This is a genomic window from Chryseobacterium sp. DT-167, assembly GCF_058310155.1.
Window position 1 is genome coordinate 241,938 of sequence record NZ_JBZEEQ010000003.1, and the last position, 19,359, is coordinate 261,296.

Here is a 19,359-nt window from a genome sequence, read left to right on the forward strand (position 1 = left end):
TTCATTATATTTGCACCAAGAAAAAATTTAGCAATGGCAAACCAAATTAAAGGAAAAATTTCTCAAATTATTGGTCCTGTAATCGATGTAGTTTTTAATAATGTGGAAGCAATTCCCAGTATTTATGATGCGTTGGAGATTACTAAAGGAAACGGTGAAAAAGTAGTCTTAGAAGTAGAGCAGCATATTGGTGAAGATACAGTAAGATGTATCGCAATGGATGCTACAGACGGTCTTCAAAGAGGGCAGGAAGTTATAGGATATGGTAATCCTATCATGATGCCTATCGGTGAAGCTGTAAACGGAAGACTATTCAACGTTGTTGGGGATGCTATCGACGGGCTTCAAAATATTTCTAAGGAAGGTGGTCTTCCAATTCACAGACCAGCTCCGAAATTTGATCAACTTTCAACTTCTGCAGAAGTTTTATTCACAGGTATTAAAGTAATCGACTTAGTTGAGCCTTACGCAAAGGGAGGTAAAATTGGATTGTTCGGTGGTGCCGGTGTTGGTAAAACAGTATTGATTCAGGAGTTGATTAATAATATTGCAAAAGGACACGGTGGTCTTTCTGTTTTTGCCGGAGTAGGTGAAAGAACGAGAGAAGGAAATGACCTTTTGAGAGAAATGCTGGAATCAGGTATTATTAAATACGGTGATGATTTCATGCACTCTATGGAAAACGGTGGTTGGGATCTTTCTAAAGTTGACCTTGAGGTTATGAAAGATTCAAAAGCTGCATTCGTTTTCGGACAAATGAATGAGCCACCAGGAGCAAGAGCAAGAGTAGCACTTTCTGGTCTTACATTAGCTGAGTACTACAGAGACGGTGGAGAAAGCGGACAAGGTAGAGACGTACTTTTCTTCGTAGACAACATCTTCCGTTTCACACAGGCTGGTTCTGAGGTATCTGCACTTCTTGGTCGTATGCCTTCTGCGGTAGGTTACCAACCAACATTGGCATCTGAAATGGGTGCGATGCAGGAAAGAATTACTTCAACTAAAAATGGTTCAATTACTTCAGTACAGGCGGTTTACGTACCTGCGGATGATTTAACTGACCCGGCTCCTGCTACAACGTTTGCTCACTTAGATGCAACAACTGTATTAGATAGAAAAATTGCTTCATTAGGTATTTATCCTGCTGTAGATCCATTGGCTTCAACGTCAAGAATCCTGGCTCCGGAAATCATCGGTGAAGAACATTATAACTGTGCCCAGAGAGTAAAAGAAATTCTTCAGAGATACAAAGCTCTTCAGGATATCATCGCAATCTTAGGGATGGAAGAACTTTCTGAAGAAGATAAATCAGTTGTTTACCGTGCTAGAAAAGTTCAGAGATTCTTATCTCAGCCTTTCCACGTAGCTGAACAGTTTACAGGTATTCCGGGATCATTGGTAGACATCAAAGATACCATCAAAGGATTTAACATGATTATGGATGGTGAGTTGGATCACTTACCAGAAGCTGCTTTCAACTTGAAAGGAACTATCGAAGAGGCTATCGAAGCAGGACAAAAAATGTTAGCGGACAACGCATAATAAATTAATTAGACACAAGATGTCAGATTCTAGACATGAGACTTTTATGTCTGAAATCTGAATTCTGAAATCTTCAAATCTAAATTAAAATGAATATAAAAATTTTAACACCAGAATACGTAGTTTTTGAGGGAGAAGTAAACTCTGTATTGCTGCCTGGAAAAAATGGTGAATTCCACATCATGAAAAACCACGCAGGAATCGTTTCTTCATTAGTCGGTGGTAAAGTGAAATTGTATACAAATTCTATCAACGAATCTTACGCAAAACACTTTACGAAAGAAAACGAAAAAGACTCTGTTTTTTCTTATTCTATAAAAAGCGGTGTAATAGAATTTAATCATGATAAAGGAATTATCCTTTGCGAATAATTAAATGTGAAAAGCTAAATATATTTTCAAGAAAGTGTAACTTTGTTACACTTTTTTTATGCCTTGTAAAATCCGATTCATGCAGAAAAGTTTAATTCTATTTTTTACAGTTCTGAGTTTTTTATTGAATGCCCAAATTATTAAAACAAAAAGAGGAATTATAAGTCTCGACGGAACTCATGTAGCCAAAATTTCCAATAAATCTAATGAATACACATTTATGGATTTAAAGGAAACCCCAATTTTTACTGTTGAATTTGTTGATAAAAGTGTTGTAGATTCAGTACGAGACAGTTATGTAAAAATTAACCGTGTTTACAACCGCGAGAAAACTTTAGATGTAGATTATATATCACCATCTGCATTTTCGGGTGATGAGAAATCTGCGGTATATACCTGTATAAAAGGTTTAAAAATTATTGATGAAAGAGGAATCAACATCAAAAATTTAGACGAACTTTTTAAAAATATGCCTAAACGAAAACTTGACTCTAAAACTAAGGAAGCTTACTCGACTCGGACAAAAATCGATAAATTAAATCTTGAAGTCAACAGCGTTGGTGAGATTTTAAGCAATGGAGTTCCTGTCGGATATTTTACTAATTTGCCTGTAAGTTTCGGTTCTGATGATCGTGTTACAGACAAAACTTTTATCGACATTGAAATTTATGATGCGAAAAGCAAATATATCGGAAAATATATCACGACGACAAAACAGATCAAAACTGCGGGCGGAAAAACTTTTACACTATACAGAGAAATGTCGGGAAGAGCATCGATTCTAAAATATCCAACATATAAAGCAATCGCAGAGCGCATGGCAATTTTAGATCCGAATTTTATAAAAATTCAGGAAAAAGTAATTGTGGGTGAGGTTGTGAAAGATGGAGTAGAAAAAGATAAGAAGTAAATTTTCTGAAACTGATATTGGGCTTTAGCCCATTTATCAAAAAAAAATTTAGCCAAAACATAAAAAAATCCTGAAAAATTATTTTCAGGATTTTTATTTTATATATATTTTATTAACAGTTAGTTTGTTATTCCGTAGGAATCTAAACTTATTTATTAGAAATAACTGCTGAGATTCCCACGGAATGACAAACATTATTTATAATTTTAAAAATTAAAAATTAAAAATTAAAAATTAAAAATTAAAAATTAAAACTAAAAAATCACAAATTCAAAATCACTCCATTTTCTTTAAGCTGCTGCATCGGTTTTGAAAACCAAAATAATTCAAAATCTTCAAAGCTATTTTCAAAATCTGTTTTCAATTGCTGTAAAGTAATCCGTTTCGGATTCTCAAAAGTATTTTCCTGCAAAACTTTGATTAGCCATTCTCCTTTTTCCTGTTCAAAATCTACAGAAACAATATTGGTTTTTAAATGGAACGTAATTCTCTTATACGACCAAGAGTTTTGTTTTTTTGTTTTTATGTAATTCTCAGCGATTACGTTTTTCTCCAGAAAAATAATTTTTGAATTTCCTTTGAATATGAAATTTTCCTCTTCCAAAAGTGAATCGTGAATATAATCCGGATGAATCGTCGTTTTTGGAATTTTAAAATCAAACCAGTTTTGCAACGGCAATTCAAAATTGATTCCGTGCATATAATTGAACAGAGATTTTTTTAAACCAAAACTAAATTTACTATGATCGATTCCGGTTTTGTCTGTAAAATCGATATCGTTGTTGGCGAATAAAATTTCCTGTTTGATCGGGGTGACTCCAAATTCTTCAGGATTTAATCCGACAGGTGAATGGGCAGTCATCGCAAACTGATGCCAAAAAGCACTTTGCAGAATTCCCATTTCAAAAAGCTGACGAACCATTTCCAGAGAATCCACCGTTTCCTGAATCGTCTGAGTCGGGTAGCCATACATCAGATACGCATGAATCATCACTCCGGCTTCCGTAAAATTTCTTGTTACCTGAGCAACCTGCTCTACGGAAATTCCTTTATCGATTAATTTTAACAATCGGTCACTTGCCACTTCCAATCCTCCGGAAACTGCAACACAACCGGAAAGTTTTAAGAGAAAACATAAATCTTTGGTAAAACTTTTTTCAAATCTAATATTCGTCCACCACGTTACCACGAGATTTCTACGTAAAATTTCTAAAGCAACTTGACGCATCAAAGCCGGTGGAGCCGCTTCATCCACAAAATGAAATCCTGTTTCGCCAGTTGTTACAATCAATTCTTCCATTCTATCAACCAGAACTTTGGCAGAAATAGGTTCGTAAGTTTTTATATAATCTAAAGAAATATCGCAAAAAGTACATTTTCCCCAATAGCAACCATGCGCCATAGTCAGTTTGTTCCATCTTCCGTCGCTCCATAAACTGTGCATCGGATTGGCAATTTCAATCACTGAAATATATTGATCTAACTGTAAATCAGTGTAGTCAGGTGTTCCGACTTGTGCCTGTTTGTAATCGTGTTTCGTTGAATTGTTTTTGTAAATAACTTTATCGTTTTCAAGTAAAAAAGTTCGTTTGGCTTCGACACGCTCAGCCAACGGATTAGTTATAGTTTTATACAGTAATTCAAGAGGAACTTCTCCATCATCCAAAGTAATAAAATCAAAAAATTCAAAAACTCTTTTGTCTTTCACCTCCCGCAATTCAGTATTTGGAAAACCTCCGCCCATCGCAATTTTAATATGTGGATAATTTTCCTTGATAAATTTTGCAGACCGAAAAGCAGAATATAAATTTCCGGGAAACGGAACTGAAAAACAGACCAATTTTGGCTGAACCAATTCCAGTTTTTCGTGAAGAATTTTTAAAGTGATGTCATCAATAAAGGTTTGATTTGAATTTAGTTTAGCATACAATTCGTCAAAAGAATTGGCAGATTTTCCTAATCTTTCTGCATATCTGCTAAAACCAAAATCAGAATCGACGTGTTCAACTATATAATCAGATAAATCTTCTAAATATAAAGTAGCCAGATGTTTAGCTTTATCTTGTAAACCCATATTTCCAAAAGCAAATTCCATATCATCCAGCTGATTGAAACGGGAAGCTTCGGGCAGAAAATTCATCGAACAAATTTGTCTCGCTAAAGTCGGGTTTCTATTTTGTAAAAAAAGAATAACCTGATCGATGGTTTTAATATACTCATCTCGTAAAGCAAAAATTCTCTGTGAGTTTTCAGATGTATTTTTTAAATCAATTTCTTTCGCAAAAATTTTTTGAATTCCTTCTTTTGAGAATAATTCCAAAATCACTTCAATCCCCAAATCGATCTGATAGCTTGATATATTTTTGGTATTCAGAAAACCTTTGATATAAGCTGTCGCCGGATAAGGAGTATTGAGTTGCGTGAAAGGTGGAGTAATAAGAAGAAGATCTTTCAAAAGTAATTTTTTGCAAATTTATGGGTTTAAATGGAAAAGGAAGAAAGTTTTTGAATGATTTAGAAAAAAATAAATATTGAAATTTAAATTTTAATATTTATTGCCACGAATGCACAAATTTATTTAGTGGTCGCAAAAAAGAAAATATTTGTATTCGTGGCATAAAAAAACCGCTAGAAATTCTAACGGTTCATATATATTTAATTGAAAATCAAATTACATTTGTTTGTACTCGATGTTCATTTGTTTTTCCATTTCTGCGTAAACTCCAGATTCTAATTTTTCTTTGATGCCTTCAAAAGCTGCCAAAGTTTCATTAATTTCTGAATCTGTATGTGAAGCGGTAGGAATTAATCTTAATAAAATCATTCCTTTTGGAATCACAGGATATACAACAACTGATGTGAATACTCCGTAATTTTCTCTTAAATCTTTTGCTAAAAGAGTTGCTTCAATCGTAGTTCCCTGAATAAAAACAGGTGTTACACAAGTGTTTGTATTTCCAAGATTAAATCCTCTTTCTTTTAATCCGTTTTGAAGTTTATTGACGTTTTCCCACAATTTAGCTTTAATTTCAGGACGTGTTCTTAAAAGTTCTAATCTTTTCAAACCTCCGATTACCATTGGCATTGTTAGAGATTTTGCAAAAATCTGAGAACGAAGATTGTATTTCAAGAATCTGATAATCGTTTCATCTCCTGCAAGGAATGCTCCGAAACCAGCCATTGATTTAGCAAAAGTTGAAAAATAGACATCAATCTGATCCTGACATCCTTGCTCTTCACCAGCTCCGGCTCCGGTTTTACCCAAAGTTCCGAAACCGTGTGCATCATCAACCAAAAGCCTGAAATTGAATTTAGATTTTAAATCACAGATTTCTTTCAGTTTTCCCTGCATTCCTCTCATTCCGAAAACACCTTCCGTAATCACTAAAATTCCGCCACCATTTTCTTCGGCAACTTTAGTTGCTCTTGCTAAGTTTTTTTCTAAACTCTCAATGTCATTATGTTTGAAAGTAAAACTTTTTCCCATATGAAGACGAACTCCATCAACGATACAAGCGTGAGAATCCGCATCATAAACAATCACGTCATGTCTTGTCACCAATGCATCGATACAAGAAACCATTCCCTGATAACCGAAATTCAAAAGATAGGCAGCATCTTTTTGAGTAAACTCTGCCAATTCTTTTTCCAATTGCTGGTGCTGTTGAGTTTCACCTGACATTGCTCTTGCCCCCATCGGATAAAACATTCCGAATTCGGCAGCTGCTTTTGCATCGGCTTCTAAAACTTCAGGATGATTACACAATCCTAAATAATCATTGGCACTCCAGAAAATTACATCTTTACCCTGAAATTTCATTCTCGGACCAATCGGACCTTCCAGTTTTGGGAATACAAAATATCCTTCTGCATAATCTGCAAACTGACCTAACGGACCAGGATTTTGTTTTATTCTTTCAAAAATATCTACCATTGTATGAGTATGTTTTATGTAAAAAAGCCTTTTGTAATGTACTAAAGGCTTGATTTATATTAATTTATTTTTCTTATTTGATGAATTCTGTTTTGAAAACTTCATCGTAATTGTGAAAGCAGTTGTTGATGAATCCTTGCTCTTCCATCCATTTGTCGCTGTACACTTTTGTAATGTAACGTGAACCGTGATCAGGATAAATCATGACAACGAAATCATTTTCAGTCAGTTCATGAGACTGTGCATATTGAATCAATCCCTGAGTAACGGCTCCTGTTGTGTAACCTCCCATGATCGCTTCTTTCAAAGCAATTTCACGGGTTCTGTACGCAGACATTTCATCATTTACTCTCACAAATTCATCCACTTTATCAAAAAGAAGGGCAGAAGGAATCAAATTTTTCCCCATACCTTCAATCTGGTAAGGATGCACGTCTTCTTTATGAATTTCTCCGGTTTCGTGATAACTTTTCAATATAGATCCGTCAGCATCTACACCGATGATTTTAATATTTGGATTTTTCTCTTTCAAGAATTTTGCAGAGCCGGATAATGTTCCGCCAGTTCCTGTACATGCAAAAAGATGGGTAATTTTCCCTTCTGTCTGTTCCCAAATCTCAGGACCGGTAGTCTGATAATGGGCATCAACATTCAATTCATTAAAATACTGATTGATATAAACAGAATTTGGGGTTTCGGCAGCAATTCTCTTTGCTACTTCATAATATGATCTCGGGTCATTCGCAGGTACATTCGCAGGACATATATATACTGTAGCGCCAAGAGCTTTCAGATAAGCTATTTTTTCAGCTTTTGTTTTGTCACTTACGGCAAGAATACATTTGTACCCTTTGATGATACAAACCATGGCAAGCGAAAAACCTGTATTTCCGGAAGTCGTTTCTACAACTACAGAATCTTCCTTTAATAAACCTTTTTTCTCAGCGTTTTCAATAATATGAAGTGCGATTCTATCTTTTGTGGAATGTCCAGGATTATATGATTCTAACTTGGCATAAACTTTAGCAGGAATCTCTTTAGTTACTGTATTAAGTTTCACTAAAGGGGTGTTCCCAATCAAGCCAAGAATATTATCGTAAACATTACTCATTATTTGTTATTTTTCAAATAAAAATCTGACCGCAAAAATACAAAAAAATAAATAATTTTTAAACTTTTCAGAAATTATAAGTGCTGAAAGTAAAATTATCTCTTTTAAGTACATTATAACAGCCCCGAAACGCTCACAAAAAGTACGCCAGTTTTTTAAATTTTGTTAAAATCTATATAAAATGAAGTAAAAACCTTATTTTCGCACTAATTGATTTTATACTATGAAAAACTGGACTTTTAGGCAATGGAACACCCTTCTCGGATGGGTGATTTTCGTCATTGCATTTTTCACGTACTTGTCAACGATAGAACCCAACTTCAGTTTTTGGGATTGCGGTGAGTACATTTCTTCAGCCGTAAAATTAGAAGTGACACACGCACCGGGAGCAGCTTTGTTCCAGATTGTGGGAGCCGTTGCTGCTATTTTTGCATTTGGAAAAGGTGAAAATTATTCTGTGGTAATCAATGCAATGTCTGCATTATTCAGCGCATTTACAATCTTGTTTTTGTTCTGGACGATTACCCATTTCGTAAGAAGACTTCTCAACAAAGATTTCGAGGAAGTTACCAAACATCAGGAAATCGCTATTCTTTTTGCCGGAGTGATTGGCTCTCTCTGTTTTACATGGTCAGATACTTTCTGGTTTTCGGCGGTAGAAGGAGAAGTTTACTCGATGGCTTCTTTGTTTATTGCCATTCTGGTCTGGCTGATCACAAAGTGGGAAAATGAATATAAAGAATCTGACAATGAGCGTTGGATTATTTTAATTTTCTTTATTGTTGGACTTTCTGTGGGCGTTCACATGATGTGTATGTTGGCAATTCCGGCAGTTTGCTTAGTATATTATGCAAGAAATTATGAATTTACGTGGAAGAATTTCCTTTGGGCAAATGCAATTACTTTAGGAATTTTAATTATTGTTTTTAAGATTATTTTCCCTGTAATCATGTCATTATTCGGAAAGCTTGAAATATTCTTTGTGAATGGGGTGGGTCTTCCTTTCCACTCCGGAACGATCGCAGGTTTCGTTATTTTGGTTGCGATATGTTATTTCATTCTAAAATATGCGAGACAGGCAAAGAAAAATATTTATCAGACGATTGCTTTGTCAGTGGTCTATATGATGATTGGTTTCTCTTGTTGGATGGTAATTCCGATCAGAGCAAATGCAAATCCGCCAATGAACTTAAATGATCCCGATACTGCTATTGGTATGCTTGATTATTATAACAGAGAGCAATACGGTGACTGGCCGACAATTTACGGACAAAACTACACCGCTTTTCTTGACAACAGCGGAATTGAAAAAAATGAGGACGGAAGTTTTAAAACAAATAAAACAGGAGAGATCTACGAAAAAGATGAGAAATTAGGAACCTACAGAAAAACAGGCGACCGTTTCAATTATGTTTTCAATCCTGCACATGTGAGTTTGATGCCGAGAATGTTCAGCGAAGATAAAGATGTGATGGCAAATTACATTTCGATGTATGGAGCACCCGATTTTCAGTTTAATTATGCTAATGAAGAGATTGCAGATGATCCTCAGGCTAAAGAAATTTTTGACGAATTAAGAGGGAAATATGAAGACGGAAGTATAACGGCATCAGATTATTTAAAGGTAAAACCATATGAACTGATTACCGTTCAGCGACCTTCTTTTGCTCAGAATATGGATTATTTTATCACGTTCCAAAACGGATATTATTTTATAAGATATCTATTGTGGAATTTCTCAGGAAGACAAAATGATCTTGAAGGAAACAGCGAAAACACAAGAGGAAACTGGATTTCAGGAATTCCTGCTATTGACAATACCTTATTGGGAAGTCAGGATGCAATGCCAGCAAAATTCAAAAATGAAAGCACTGTAGCATTCTTCTTTTTACCGTTATTATTAGGAATTATCGGATGTTACTTCCAGTTTATGAGAGATTTTGGAAGATTTTATGCACTTCTTTCATTATTCGTATTAACAAGTGTCGGAATTGTTTTCTACACAGGAATGAAACCTTTTGAGCCAAGGGAAAGAGATTACGCAGTTGTCGGTTCCTTCTATGCCTTTGCAATTTGGATAGGTCTCGGAGCAGGAGCGATTCTCTGGTATTTGCAGTCTAAAGTAAAATCAAATGCTGCAAACATTGGTTTTGGTGTTGTTTTATTGGGAATTCCTTTGATGATGGGCTTCCAGAATTATAATGTACATGACAGAAGCGGAAGATATACTGCATATGATTATTCATACTCAATGTTAAAATCTTTACCTAAAGAAGACATTCTTTTTGTATATGGTGATAACGATACCTATCCGGTTTGGGCAATGCAGGAAACCGAAAGATTCCGTGATGATGTGAAAGTAGTGAACTTTACCCTTCTCTCAACGCCTTGGAATATTGATCAGGTAAAGAGAAAAACCTACAATGCCAATCCTATCCCAAGTCAACTTACACATGAAGATTACAGAGACGGTGTGAATGACCAGATCTACCTGATGAAAAAAGAAGATTGGGAGGGAGTTTTAAGCAATCTTAAAGAATCCGGAGCACCGGAGCAAATGCTTAAACCATTTGAGAAATACCTTGTACAGGATTCTATGACATTGAAAGATGCTGTAAATTTCCTTAAAGTTAAATCTCCGGAAAAAGATGAAGTTTTAAAAATGATTTTTGGTGAAGCACGTTATGAGAAATATAATTTCCTGCCTGTAAACAAATTTATTTTACCTGTAAATAAACAAAATGCAGTAAAATCAGGAATCATCAATCCTTCTGATGTTCCAAATGCGGTTGATCAGATTATGATTACCTACAAGTCAGGAACGTTATATAAAAATAACCTGATGATGTTTGATATTTTAGCAAATTTTGACTGGAAACGTCCAATTAATTTTTCTTCAGGCGGAGTTTATGACAGTGAAAATATTTTCTTCTTGGATGAATATCTTCAGTTTGATGGTTTCAGCTACAGATTGGTTCCTATTAAAACACCGAGAAGCAGCGATGGTGAAATGGGTAGAGTAGATGCAAATTCCTTATATAATGTCGTTAAAAATTTCAAATGGGGGAATTTCAAAGATCTGAACGTTCATTTTGATGAAACAGCAACTTCAAATATTGTAAGCTACAGAAGTTCTGCGAGTAGAGCGGCGGCAGCTTTAGCATTATCAGGACAAAAAGGAAAAGCATTAGAAATCTTAGATTTAGCTTCAAAAGAAATACCTGCAGAAAAATATAATGATCCACGTTCTTTAAGCTCAATGGTTTATGGTTATATCGTTGCCGGTCAGGAGCAAAAAGCATTAAAGCTGGCTGAGATTCTTAAAAAAGGAATTTTCGAGGAGTATGATTACTATTTAACCCTAAGCAAAGCTGATCAGAGATTTGTAAGGAGACAGATGGGATCAAAACCAATGGAATATTCTCTTGTAGTTTCTTCAGTAACAGATGCTTACAAAAAGATCGGTCAGGATCAGAAAGCTTATGCTTATTTGGTGAAATCTATTGAGCCAATTGATAAGAAATTCAATGTTTTCATAAAAGATCTTCAGCAGATGGGTAAAGAAAAGGCGATGAAAGAATCTGAAAATGTACAGAAAATCACTCCTTTTTATCAGTATTTATTTGATGTGATGGAACCTTTTGATTCTACCTATTCGAAAGAAAAAGAAGATCAGATTACCAATTCGATCATTAAAGCAACACAGTAAATTTTATTTTCAAATACTTTAAAACGGGACTTCGGTTCCGTTTTTTTATGTTGATATTCAAGAATAATAGGATTATATTTGTACCTCAAAAAAACGCAATGTCCGGGAACATAAACAAGAATCTACCATTATATGCTGTAATATTTGCAGTAATTGCCAAACTTTATTTTCTCCTGACGCATCATATTCAGGAAGATGCTTTTATCACTTGGCGTGTTGCCCAGAATTTATTGGATTACGGAGTGATTGGTTTCAACGGTGATACCAAAATTTCAGCTTCTACAACACATTTGTATGTTTTTGTTTCTTATTTCTTTAATTTAATTTTCGGAAAAGAGAACTTCATTGAACCACTTTTGGTTTTGAATACCATTCTTTTCACCATCGGAAGTTTATTTCTTTCTCATTTGTTATTAAAAAATCCTTGGCATAAAGCAATTTTCATCTTTCTGTTTGGGCTTTTACCACCTTCCATCAAAATTTCAATACTCGGAATGGAGTATGGAATTCTGTTTTTTCTCGAAATGGCTTTGCTTTATTATGGTTTTAAAAAAGAGAAAAAATGGGCATTGATTGTGCTTACTGTTTTAATTTTATTTACAAGAATTGATACCGTAATTTTCTTGGGAATCGTATTCCTGGTCGATGTTTTCTGGAATAAAAAAATAAATTGGAGCTATATTTTAGGTGGAATTTTAGGCGTTTCCGCAGCATTAGCGTTCAATTGGTTTTACTTTGGTGAATTGGTAAATAATACAATTGTTGCTAAAAAATTGGCTTACGACAGAGTTTATACTTTAAGTCAGGATTTTGAATATTTCAGATTAAATTACGGCAACTTTTGGGGAATGCTGAAGCTTCCGGGTGACTTCAATCCGTTTACAATTATTATCGCAGTTTTTGAATTGCTGTGCTTTATATTCCTGATCAGACAAAGAGAAAAAAGAAATTATTTCCTTTGGATTATTTTCCTATTTGCATGGATAAAACAAATCATTTTTCTTTCACAGAAAAGTCTTTTTGACTGGTATTATTGGGTTCCGCAAATTTTACTTTTCGTTCCGGTTTTGATATTTGTTATAGAACAAAAAGTAAAAAGAAACTGGTGGCTTTCAGCATTAATTATTTTTTATATTGTACCGATGTTGGCTTTCCAGACCATACATTCTATAGCAACCGGAAACGGAGAATGGAATTACAGACGATCAATCGGAATATTTCTAAATAATTACGAGAAAGACAAAAAACAATGGATTTTGCTCGAACCAGCTGGTTATATTCCTTATTTTTCAGGTTTAAAAGCAATCGATGAAGTTGGATTGGTTGACAAACAAATTCAGGAAGAAATCAAAAAAGATAAACCCAATTATTGGCTGAATACTGTCAAAAAAAGAAAACCAAAATATCTCTTATCTTACAACAGTTTATTTGAAGGAAAAGACAGTCTTTATTACAAAACTCATTACAAACTGTTGAATGAATTCAGAATAAAAAATCATTTACAAAGCGATAATAAAATTCTGGAGAAAATCTATAAACTTAAACCTTCCGGAACTGATTATAATTTGTACGAAAAGATTAAAGATTAAAGATTAAAGATTAAAGATTAAAGATTAAATTCTACTCTAAAACTCTAAAACTCTAAAACTATGAAATACTGTGCTTTCCTCCGCGGTGTCAACGTAAAAGGAACCAACATGAAAATGGCGGAAGTCTGCGAGGTTTTTAAAAATGCAGGAATGAAAGATGTTGTTTCGGTTCTGGCTTCCGGTAATATTATTTTTTCGTCTGATAAAAATTCTGAAGAATTAAAAGCAATTCTTGAAAAAGCAATGTCCGAACATTTCAGTTATGAAGCTTTTTTATTTGTAAAATCTCAGGAAGAAATTGAAAACTTCTGGAATTCAAATCCATTTGAGAAAAACGAAGACTTACATATCTATGCTTTTGTCGGTCACAATGAAGTTGAAAAAGTTTTAATGAAAGAATTTGAAAATGCCACAAAAACAGAAAATGAAGATGGAAAGATTGTCAATGATATTTTTTACTGGCAAGTTCCGAAGGGAAATACGTTAGATTCTACATTCGGGAAAATTTTAGGCAGAAAAAATATGAAAGATCAGTTTACAAGTAGAAATATCAACACTTTTGAGAAGATTTTGAAAAAATAGCAACGAATTCACCAAATTTGATTGTTCATTTTTTTCTTAAAATTATTTCTTTTTCTACCACATAAGATTTATAAATTTTTGAATTCGTGGCAAAAAAATTCGCTAGAATCAGTTTAAATAGTATAAATATTACTGGAATAAATAATTTCCAATTCTGAAACTTTATAAGTATTTTTACTGAACTTTTTAATTCAAATAAAATGATTCAGTATTTAGACAACATACAACACAAAGATTCAAAAAACTTTTTTTTAATTGCAGGACCATGCATCATCGAAGGTGAAGATATGGCTTTGAGAATTGCCGAAAAAGTAATTGAACTGACCAATAAATACAATATTCCATATATTTTTAAAGGAAGTTTTAAAAAAGCCAATAGAAGCAGAGTAGACTCTTTCACAACAATTGGCGAAGAAAAATCTTTGGAAATTCTTAAAAAGGTTGGAGAGACGTTCAACATTCCGACCACGACAGATATTCACGAAAATGAACATGCTGCTTTGGCGGCGCAATATGTAGATGTTTTACAAATCCCTGCATTTTTGGTTCGTCAAACCGACTTACTGATTGCTGCTGCAAAAACAGGAAAATGTGTCTCATTGAAAAAAGGACAGTTTCTTTCTCCGGAATCGATGAAATTTGCCGTACAGAAAGTGACAGATTCTGGTAATGAAAAAGTGGCAATCATTGAGAGAGGAAATTCCTTCGGATATACCGATTTGATCGTTGATTACAGAGGGATTCCTACAATGAGAGCTTACGCTCCGGTAATTTTGGATGTGACTCATTCTTTACAACAGCCCAATCAAAGTTCAGGAGTTACTGGAGGAAGACCCGATTTAATAGAAACCGTTGCCAAAGCCGGAATTGCGGTTGGCGCAGACGGAATTTTCATTGAAACGCATCCTACACCTGAAACCGCTTTATCTGATGGTGCAAATATGCTTCGATTGGATTTATTAGAAGATTTGTTACAAAAACTGACAAGAGTTAGAGAATCCATTTTGTAATTGTTAAAAAATCATTAATTTTAGAATTCTAAAACATTTCTTTTGAAAAAACTAGTTTTACCACTGAGCCTTATGGTTCCCATGTTAGTATTCTCCCAAGCTAAAAAGCGAGATACAGCAAAAACAAGAACAACAGATATTGAAGAGGTCGTTTTCCAGAAAAAAGCAGTTGGAAGTACGAATGACATTACAACAGTAAAAATATCTGCCAAAGATGCTCAGAATGTTGCAAGCGTTTCCGGGGGTATCGAAGCAATTATCAAAACTTTACCTTCTGTAAACTCAAATACGGAGCTGTCTTCGCAATACATGGTGCGTGGTGGAAACTATGACGAAAACCTTATTTATATCAATGATATTGAGATCTACAGACCTTTTCTGATCAGAAATTCTCAGCAGGAAGGTTTAAGCATCATCAATCCGGATATGGTTTCTACGGTGAATTTTTCTGCAGGAGGTTTTGAGCCGAGATATGGTGATAAAATGTCTTCAGCATTAAATATTTATTACCGCGAACCGGAAAAATTTGAACTTTCCGGTGAAGCAAGTTTGATCGGTGGAAGACTGACAACAGGTTTAGCATCAAAAAAGAAAAAATTAACGGCTTTATTTTCAGGAAGATATAGAAATACCAATCTGGTTTTGAATACGCTGAATGAAGATACAGATTTTAACCCGAAATACTTTGATTTTCAGACGTATCTGAATTACCATGTGAGTGATAAATTTACGATGTCATTTATTGGTTATTATTCAAAGAATGACTACGAAATGTTTCCTAAGGAACGATCTGTAGACTTTGGATCTTTACAAAGACCAATCAATCTTTCTGTTTTTTATAATGGTAAAGAAAATGATCAGTACAAAAATATGATGGGAACATTCTCGATGAACTATAAACCGTCTGATAAATGGAGATTTACTTTAGACAGTTTTGCGTATCAGAACAGAGAAAGAGAATATTACACGATTGCTTCAAGCTATATTTTACAGACTTTTGATCCGATCACAGGAAATCCGGTTACGTCTTATGATGTTGGCGGACAAATAGAACACGCGAGAAATGATCTTTTTGTAAGAACATACGGAACGCAGTTCAGAACCCGTTTTTCACCGAATGTCAATACCGATATTGAGGTAGGATTTAAATTTGAAAAAGAAAACCTTAGTGATTTAACCAATGAATATAAATTAGTTGACTCTTCCGGTTATAGTATTCCGCATCCCATTGATGATCCAAGATTTCCTGATGCTTCAGAACTGGATCTTTTTTACAGCATTCAAGGAAATAATCACATCGAACCTACAAGATTATCAGCATATGTACAATATTCTCAGAAGTTTTTCTGGGGATCAAGTAAAGTTTTAGTCAACGGAGGAGCGAGAGTGGCGCATTGGAGTTTTAATGATGAAACGATATTCTCACCGAGAGCACAATTTGCAATAAAACCAGATTGGGATAACGAAATGTGGTTTAGACTTTCCGGAGGTGTTTATTATCAGGCACCTTTTTATAAAGAAATTAAGGATTTGAATGGGAATTTTAATCCAAATATTAAATCTCAACGTTCTATTCAGGCAATTTTAGCCAATGAATATGAATTTGAATTTGAGGACAGACCTTTCAAACTGACGACAGAATTGTACTATAAAAAAATGGATAATCTGATTCCATATTACATGGATAATGTGAGAATCCGTTATTCAGGAAAAAATAATGCTTCAGGATATGCTTACGGAATTGATACAAGATTGTTTGGTGAGTTTGTTCCCGGTGTAGATTCTTGGTTATCTGCAAGTTATGCAAGAGTTTATGAGAACATTGATGGGAGAGGAGATATTCCAAGACCGACTGACCAAAGATTCAGATTTGCAATGTTTTATCAGGATTATATGCCAAGATTTCCACAAATGCGTGTAAATCTTACTTTAACTTACGCAATGGGATTGCCAAACGGAGCGCCTGTTTTTACAGATCCTTATCAATATCAAAAGACTTTACCTTCTTACAAAAGGGTAGATTTAGGACTTTCCTATGCATTTGTTGATGCTAAGGAAAAGAAACAAACTTATGGTTTTCTAAGTAATTTTGATGAGCTGACCTTAGGAGTACAGGTTTTCAATGCATTTAATATCAACAATACCGTTTCCAACCAATGGATTACTGATGCGAATACAAACTTAATGTATCCGGTTCCGGTACGTTTGACGGGCAGATTCTTTAATGTGAAACTTGAGTTTAAAATAAAATAACATAAACGAGATTTACAGAAATCTCTGAAAATCTATTAGAAATTCTAAATTTAAAAAAATGAAAAAACATATTTTTATATTTCTGTTGACAATAATAGCTTTTGTTTCGGCAAATGCACAGTCAAAATCGAGCCCGCAACTGGCGAAGCTTTACCAAAATTATATTTCTGTAAAATCAGCTTTAGCTTCAGATGATGTAAAAAAAACATCAATGGCTGCAGGAGAATTTTTAAAAACTGCAAAAACCGTTAATTCTAAAACGATTGCAGAAAAGCAATTAACTTTATTAAAAGCTGATGCAACAACAATAGCTCAAGGAAAAAATATTGAAACTCAAAGAAAAGCATTTTACAATTTATCAGATGTCATGATTGGTTTGGCTAAAGAAAATAAGCTTTCTGATAAAACTATTTTCGTACAATATTGTCCGATGGCAAAAGGAAGCTGGCTGAGTAACGAAAAGCAAATCGTCAATCCTTATTACGGAAAATCGATGCTTGACTGTGGTTCGGTAAAGTCTGAAATTAAATAAAATTTTGAAATCATATAAAAATGAAAAAAGAAACTCAATTTGGGTTTCTTTTTTCATTTTAAGATTTTTTGGTCATTATGATAGCTCCTATTATTAAGATGAAATTCATTTATTTTAAATTTTTCAACTCAATTAATAATTGATTTTGTTTTTTGATGAAATTATTTAAACTGTCAGTTTTTAAAGGATGTGCTTTTTGATATTTTTCAATTTCGGGAAGTGTTTTTCTGATTTTAAAAACATTGTAGAAATCGGTTATTCTCTCAGTATTTTTATTTAATTGAGAAATAAGATTTTTTACATTTTTTATTTTTAAATCATATTTATCCGAACTAGTTTTAATTTGATTTTCAACTTGATGTTTTAAAAGCGAATCGGTTATTGCGTTAGCTTGATAATTTGCATCACGATAATAAGATTCTGATTTACTAAGAATATTTTCGTAATGCTCAAGAGCTTTTGTTGAATTTTCATATGTTTTTAAAATCTTATCATCAAAAGCCGATAATTTTTTATCATTTTTAATTAATTCAGAATAAATTTTATCAATTACATTCTCACTATTACCTCTACCAAACGAACCTTTTAATGAAGAATCTGTATTATCAACAGCATTTTCTATAAGAGGATTCTCAGACTTATTTTCTCCACAAGAAAAAAGTAATATTAATGATGTAGTTAAAAGTATTTTTTTCATAATTTATTTTAATTTCTATTCTTCAGAATGACAAAGATTGTGATTATTCTGAAAGTTTATTAATTAGTTGAAGATACTGCCAAAATTGTTACAAAAAAGCGAAGTCTGAAAAATCAAACTCCGCTTAATAAATTATTTAAACTAAAAATTATTTACCCAAATAAGACTTCAAAATCTTACTTCTGGTATTGTGTTTTAGTCTTTTGATCGCTTTTTCTTTGATCTGACGAACTCTTTCTCTCGTAAGGTCGAAAGTTTCACCGATTTCTTCTAAAGTCATTGGATGTTTACCATTCAGTCCGAAATATAATCTTACCAAATCTGCCTCTCTCGGAGTCAGAGTATTCAATGCTCTTTCAATTTCAATCTGAAGAGATTCAAGCATCAGATCTTTATCCGGGCTCGGAGACTCTCCTGAACGCAATACGTCATACAGGTTAGAATCTTCACCTTCTACCAAAGGTGCATCCATCGACAAGTGTCTTCCGGAGTTTTTCATTGATTCCTTGATGTCTTCTTCACTCATGTCAAGAACTTCAGCCAATTCTTCCGGAGAAGGAGGTCTTTCATTTTCCTGCTCAAGGTGAGCGTATGCTTTATTGATTTTGTTGATCGAACCAATTTTGTTAAGCGGTAATCTTACAATTCTTGACTGCTCAGCCAAAGCCTGTAAAATCGACTGACGAATCCACCAAACGGCGTAAGAGATAAATTTAAAACCTCTTGTTTCGTCATATCTTTTTGCAGCTTTCATCAATCCTAAATTCCCTTCATTGATCAAATCGGGAAGAGAAAGACCCTGATTTTGGTATTGTTTTGATACTGAAACCACGAAACGAAGGTTGGCTTTAATTAATTTTTCCAATGCGGCTCTGTCGCCGGCGCGGATTCTCTGTGCCAAATCTACCTCTTCGTCTGCGGTAATCAATTCTACTTTACCGATTTCCTGCAAATACTTGTCTAGTGAAGCGGTTTCCCTGTTGGTAACCTGCTTGGTTATTTTTAATTGTCTCATTTATTTTATTCTCAAAAAATAGAGTTACTATTCTATTATACGTTTCAAATAGTAAAAAGGTTACAAATGTTTTAATAATTTTTTATTTAATTAAAACTAAGTTG

14 protein-coding genes are annotated in these 19,359 nt (G+C 34.0%); 9 read left to right on the forward strand and 5 right to left on the reverse strand.

What is annotated here, in order from left to right; genetic code table 11:
- The first annotated feature begins 33 nt into the window (after window positions 1–33).
- The 3 genes from atpD (at window position 34) to AC4FQ5_RS05885 (ending at window position 2,823) form a co-directional block, all read left to right on the forward strand.
- Window positions 34–1,542, forward strand: a complete 1,509-nt coding sequence (atpD, locus tag AC4FQ5_RS05875) for a F0F1 ATP synthase subunit beta (protein ID WP_491141849.1) — start codon at window positions 34–36, stop codon at window positions 1,540–1,542.
- An 89-nt stretch (window positions 1,543–1,631) separates the two neighbouring features.
- On the forward strand, window positions 1,632–1,913 hold the full coding sequence (locus tag AC4FQ5_RS05880) for a FoF1 ATP synthase subunit delta/epsilon (RefSeq protein WP_491141556.1): 282 nt from the start codon (window positions 1,632–1,634) through the stop codon (window positions 1,911–1,913).
- 79 nt (window positions 1,914–1,992) lie between these two features.
- The gene (locus AC4FQ5_RS05885) at window positions 1,993–2,823 is read left to right on the forward strand and encodes a hypothetical protein (RefSeq protein ID WP_491141557.1); all 831 of its coding nucleotides are present in this window, start codon (window positions 1,993–1,995) and stop codon (window positions 2,821–2,823) included.
- A 262-nt stretch (window positions 2,824–3,085) separates the two neighbouring features.
- On the opposite strand, the gene AC4FQ5_RS05890 is transcribed toward AC4FQ5_RS05885, so the two are convergent.
- From AC4FQ5_RS05890 to AC4FQ5_RS05900, 3 genes are all read right to left on the reverse strand, one after another.
- Complete coding sequence (locus AC4FQ5_RS05890) at window positions 3,086–5,278, reverse strand: B12-binding domain-containing radical SAM protein (RefSeq protein ID WP_491141558.1); 2,193 nt, start codon at window positions 5,276–5,278, stop codon at window positions 3,086–3,088.
- Between the two features lie 216 nt (window positions 5,279–5,494).
- Window positions 5,495–6,757: an aminotransferase class I/II-fold pyridoxal phosphate-dependent enzyme gene (locus tag AC4FQ5_RS05895; RefSeq protein ID WP_491141559.1), complete on the reverse strand. Its 1,263-nt coding sequence runs from the start codon at window positions 6,755–6,757 to the stop codon at window positions 5,495–5,497.
- Between the two features lie 73 nt (window positions 6,758–6,830).
- Entirely contained in the window at window positions 6,831–7,868 is a 1,038-nt protein-coding gene (locus tag AC4FQ5_RS05900; protein WP_162089074.1) for a PLP-dependent cysteine synthase family protein, read from the reverse strand.
- Between the two features lie 223 nt (window positions 7,869–8,091).
- Between AC4FQ5_RS05900 and AC4FQ5_RS05905 the strand changes: the two genes are divergently transcribed.
- The 6 genes from AC4FQ5_RS05905 (at window position 8,092) to AC4FQ5_RS05930 (ending at window position 17,543) form a co-directional block, all read left to right on the forward strand.
- Entirely contained in the window at window positions 8,092–11,577 is a 3,486-nt protein-coding gene (locus AC4FQ5_RS05905) for a glycosyltransferase family 117 protein (RefSeq protein ID WP_491141560.1), read from the forward strand.
- 98 nt (window positions 11,578–11,675) lie between these two features.
- Window positions 11,676–13,166 carry a DUF8728 domain-containing protein gene (locus AC4FQ5_RS05910; protein WP_491141561.1) on the forward strand — a complete coding sequence of 497 codons (1,491 nt, stop codon included), beginning with the start codon at window positions 11,676–11,678 and terminating at the stop codon, window positions 13,164–13,166.
- A gap of 60 nt (window positions 13,167–13,226) precedes the next feature.
- A complete protein-coding gene (locus AC4FQ5_RS05915; protein ID WP_491141562.1) occupies window positions 13,227–13,748 on the forward strand; it encodes a DUF1697 domain-containing protein in 522 nt (173 codons plus the stop codon).
- Between the two features lie 200 nt (window positions 13,749–13,948).
- On the forward strand, window positions 13,949–14,758 hold the full coding sequence (gene kdsA / locus AC4FQ5_RS05920; RefSeq protein ID WP_491141563.1) for a 3-deoxy-8-phosphooctulonate synthase: 810 nt from the start codon (window positions 13,949–13,951) through the stop codon (window positions 14,756–14,758).
- Window positions 14,759–14,800: 42 nt separating this feature from the next.
- Entirely contained in the window at window positions 14,801–17,011 is a 2,211-nt protein-coding gene (locus tag AC4FQ5_RS05925; protein ID WP_491141564.1) for a TonB-dependent receptor plug domain-containing protein, read from the forward strand.
- Window positions 17,012–17,069: 58 nt separating this feature from the next.
- Entirely contained in the window at window positions 17,070–17,543 is a 474-nt protein-coding gene (locus AC4FQ5_RS05930; RefSeq protein ID WP_491141565.1) for a DUF3347 domain-containing protein, read from the forward strand.
- 109 nt (window positions 17,544–17,652) lie between these two features.
- Here the strand turns inward: AC4FQ5_RS05930 and AC4FQ5_RS05935 are convergent, their stop codons facing one another.
- On the reverse strand, window positions 17,653–18,240 hold the full coding sequence (locus AC4FQ5_RS05935) for a hypothetical protein (protein ID WP_491141566.1): 588 nt from the start codon (window positions 18,238–18,240) through the stop codon (window positions 17,653–17,655).
- A gap of 148 nt (window positions 18,241–18,388) precedes the next feature.
- Window positions 18,389–19,255: a sigma-70 family RNA polymerase sigma factor gene (locus AC4FQ5_RS05940; protein WP_027385416.1), complete on the reverse strand. Its 867-nt coding sequence runs from the start codon at window positions 19,253–19,255 to the stop codon at window positions 18,389–18,391.
- Window positions 19,256–19,359 lie beyond the last annotated feature (104 nt).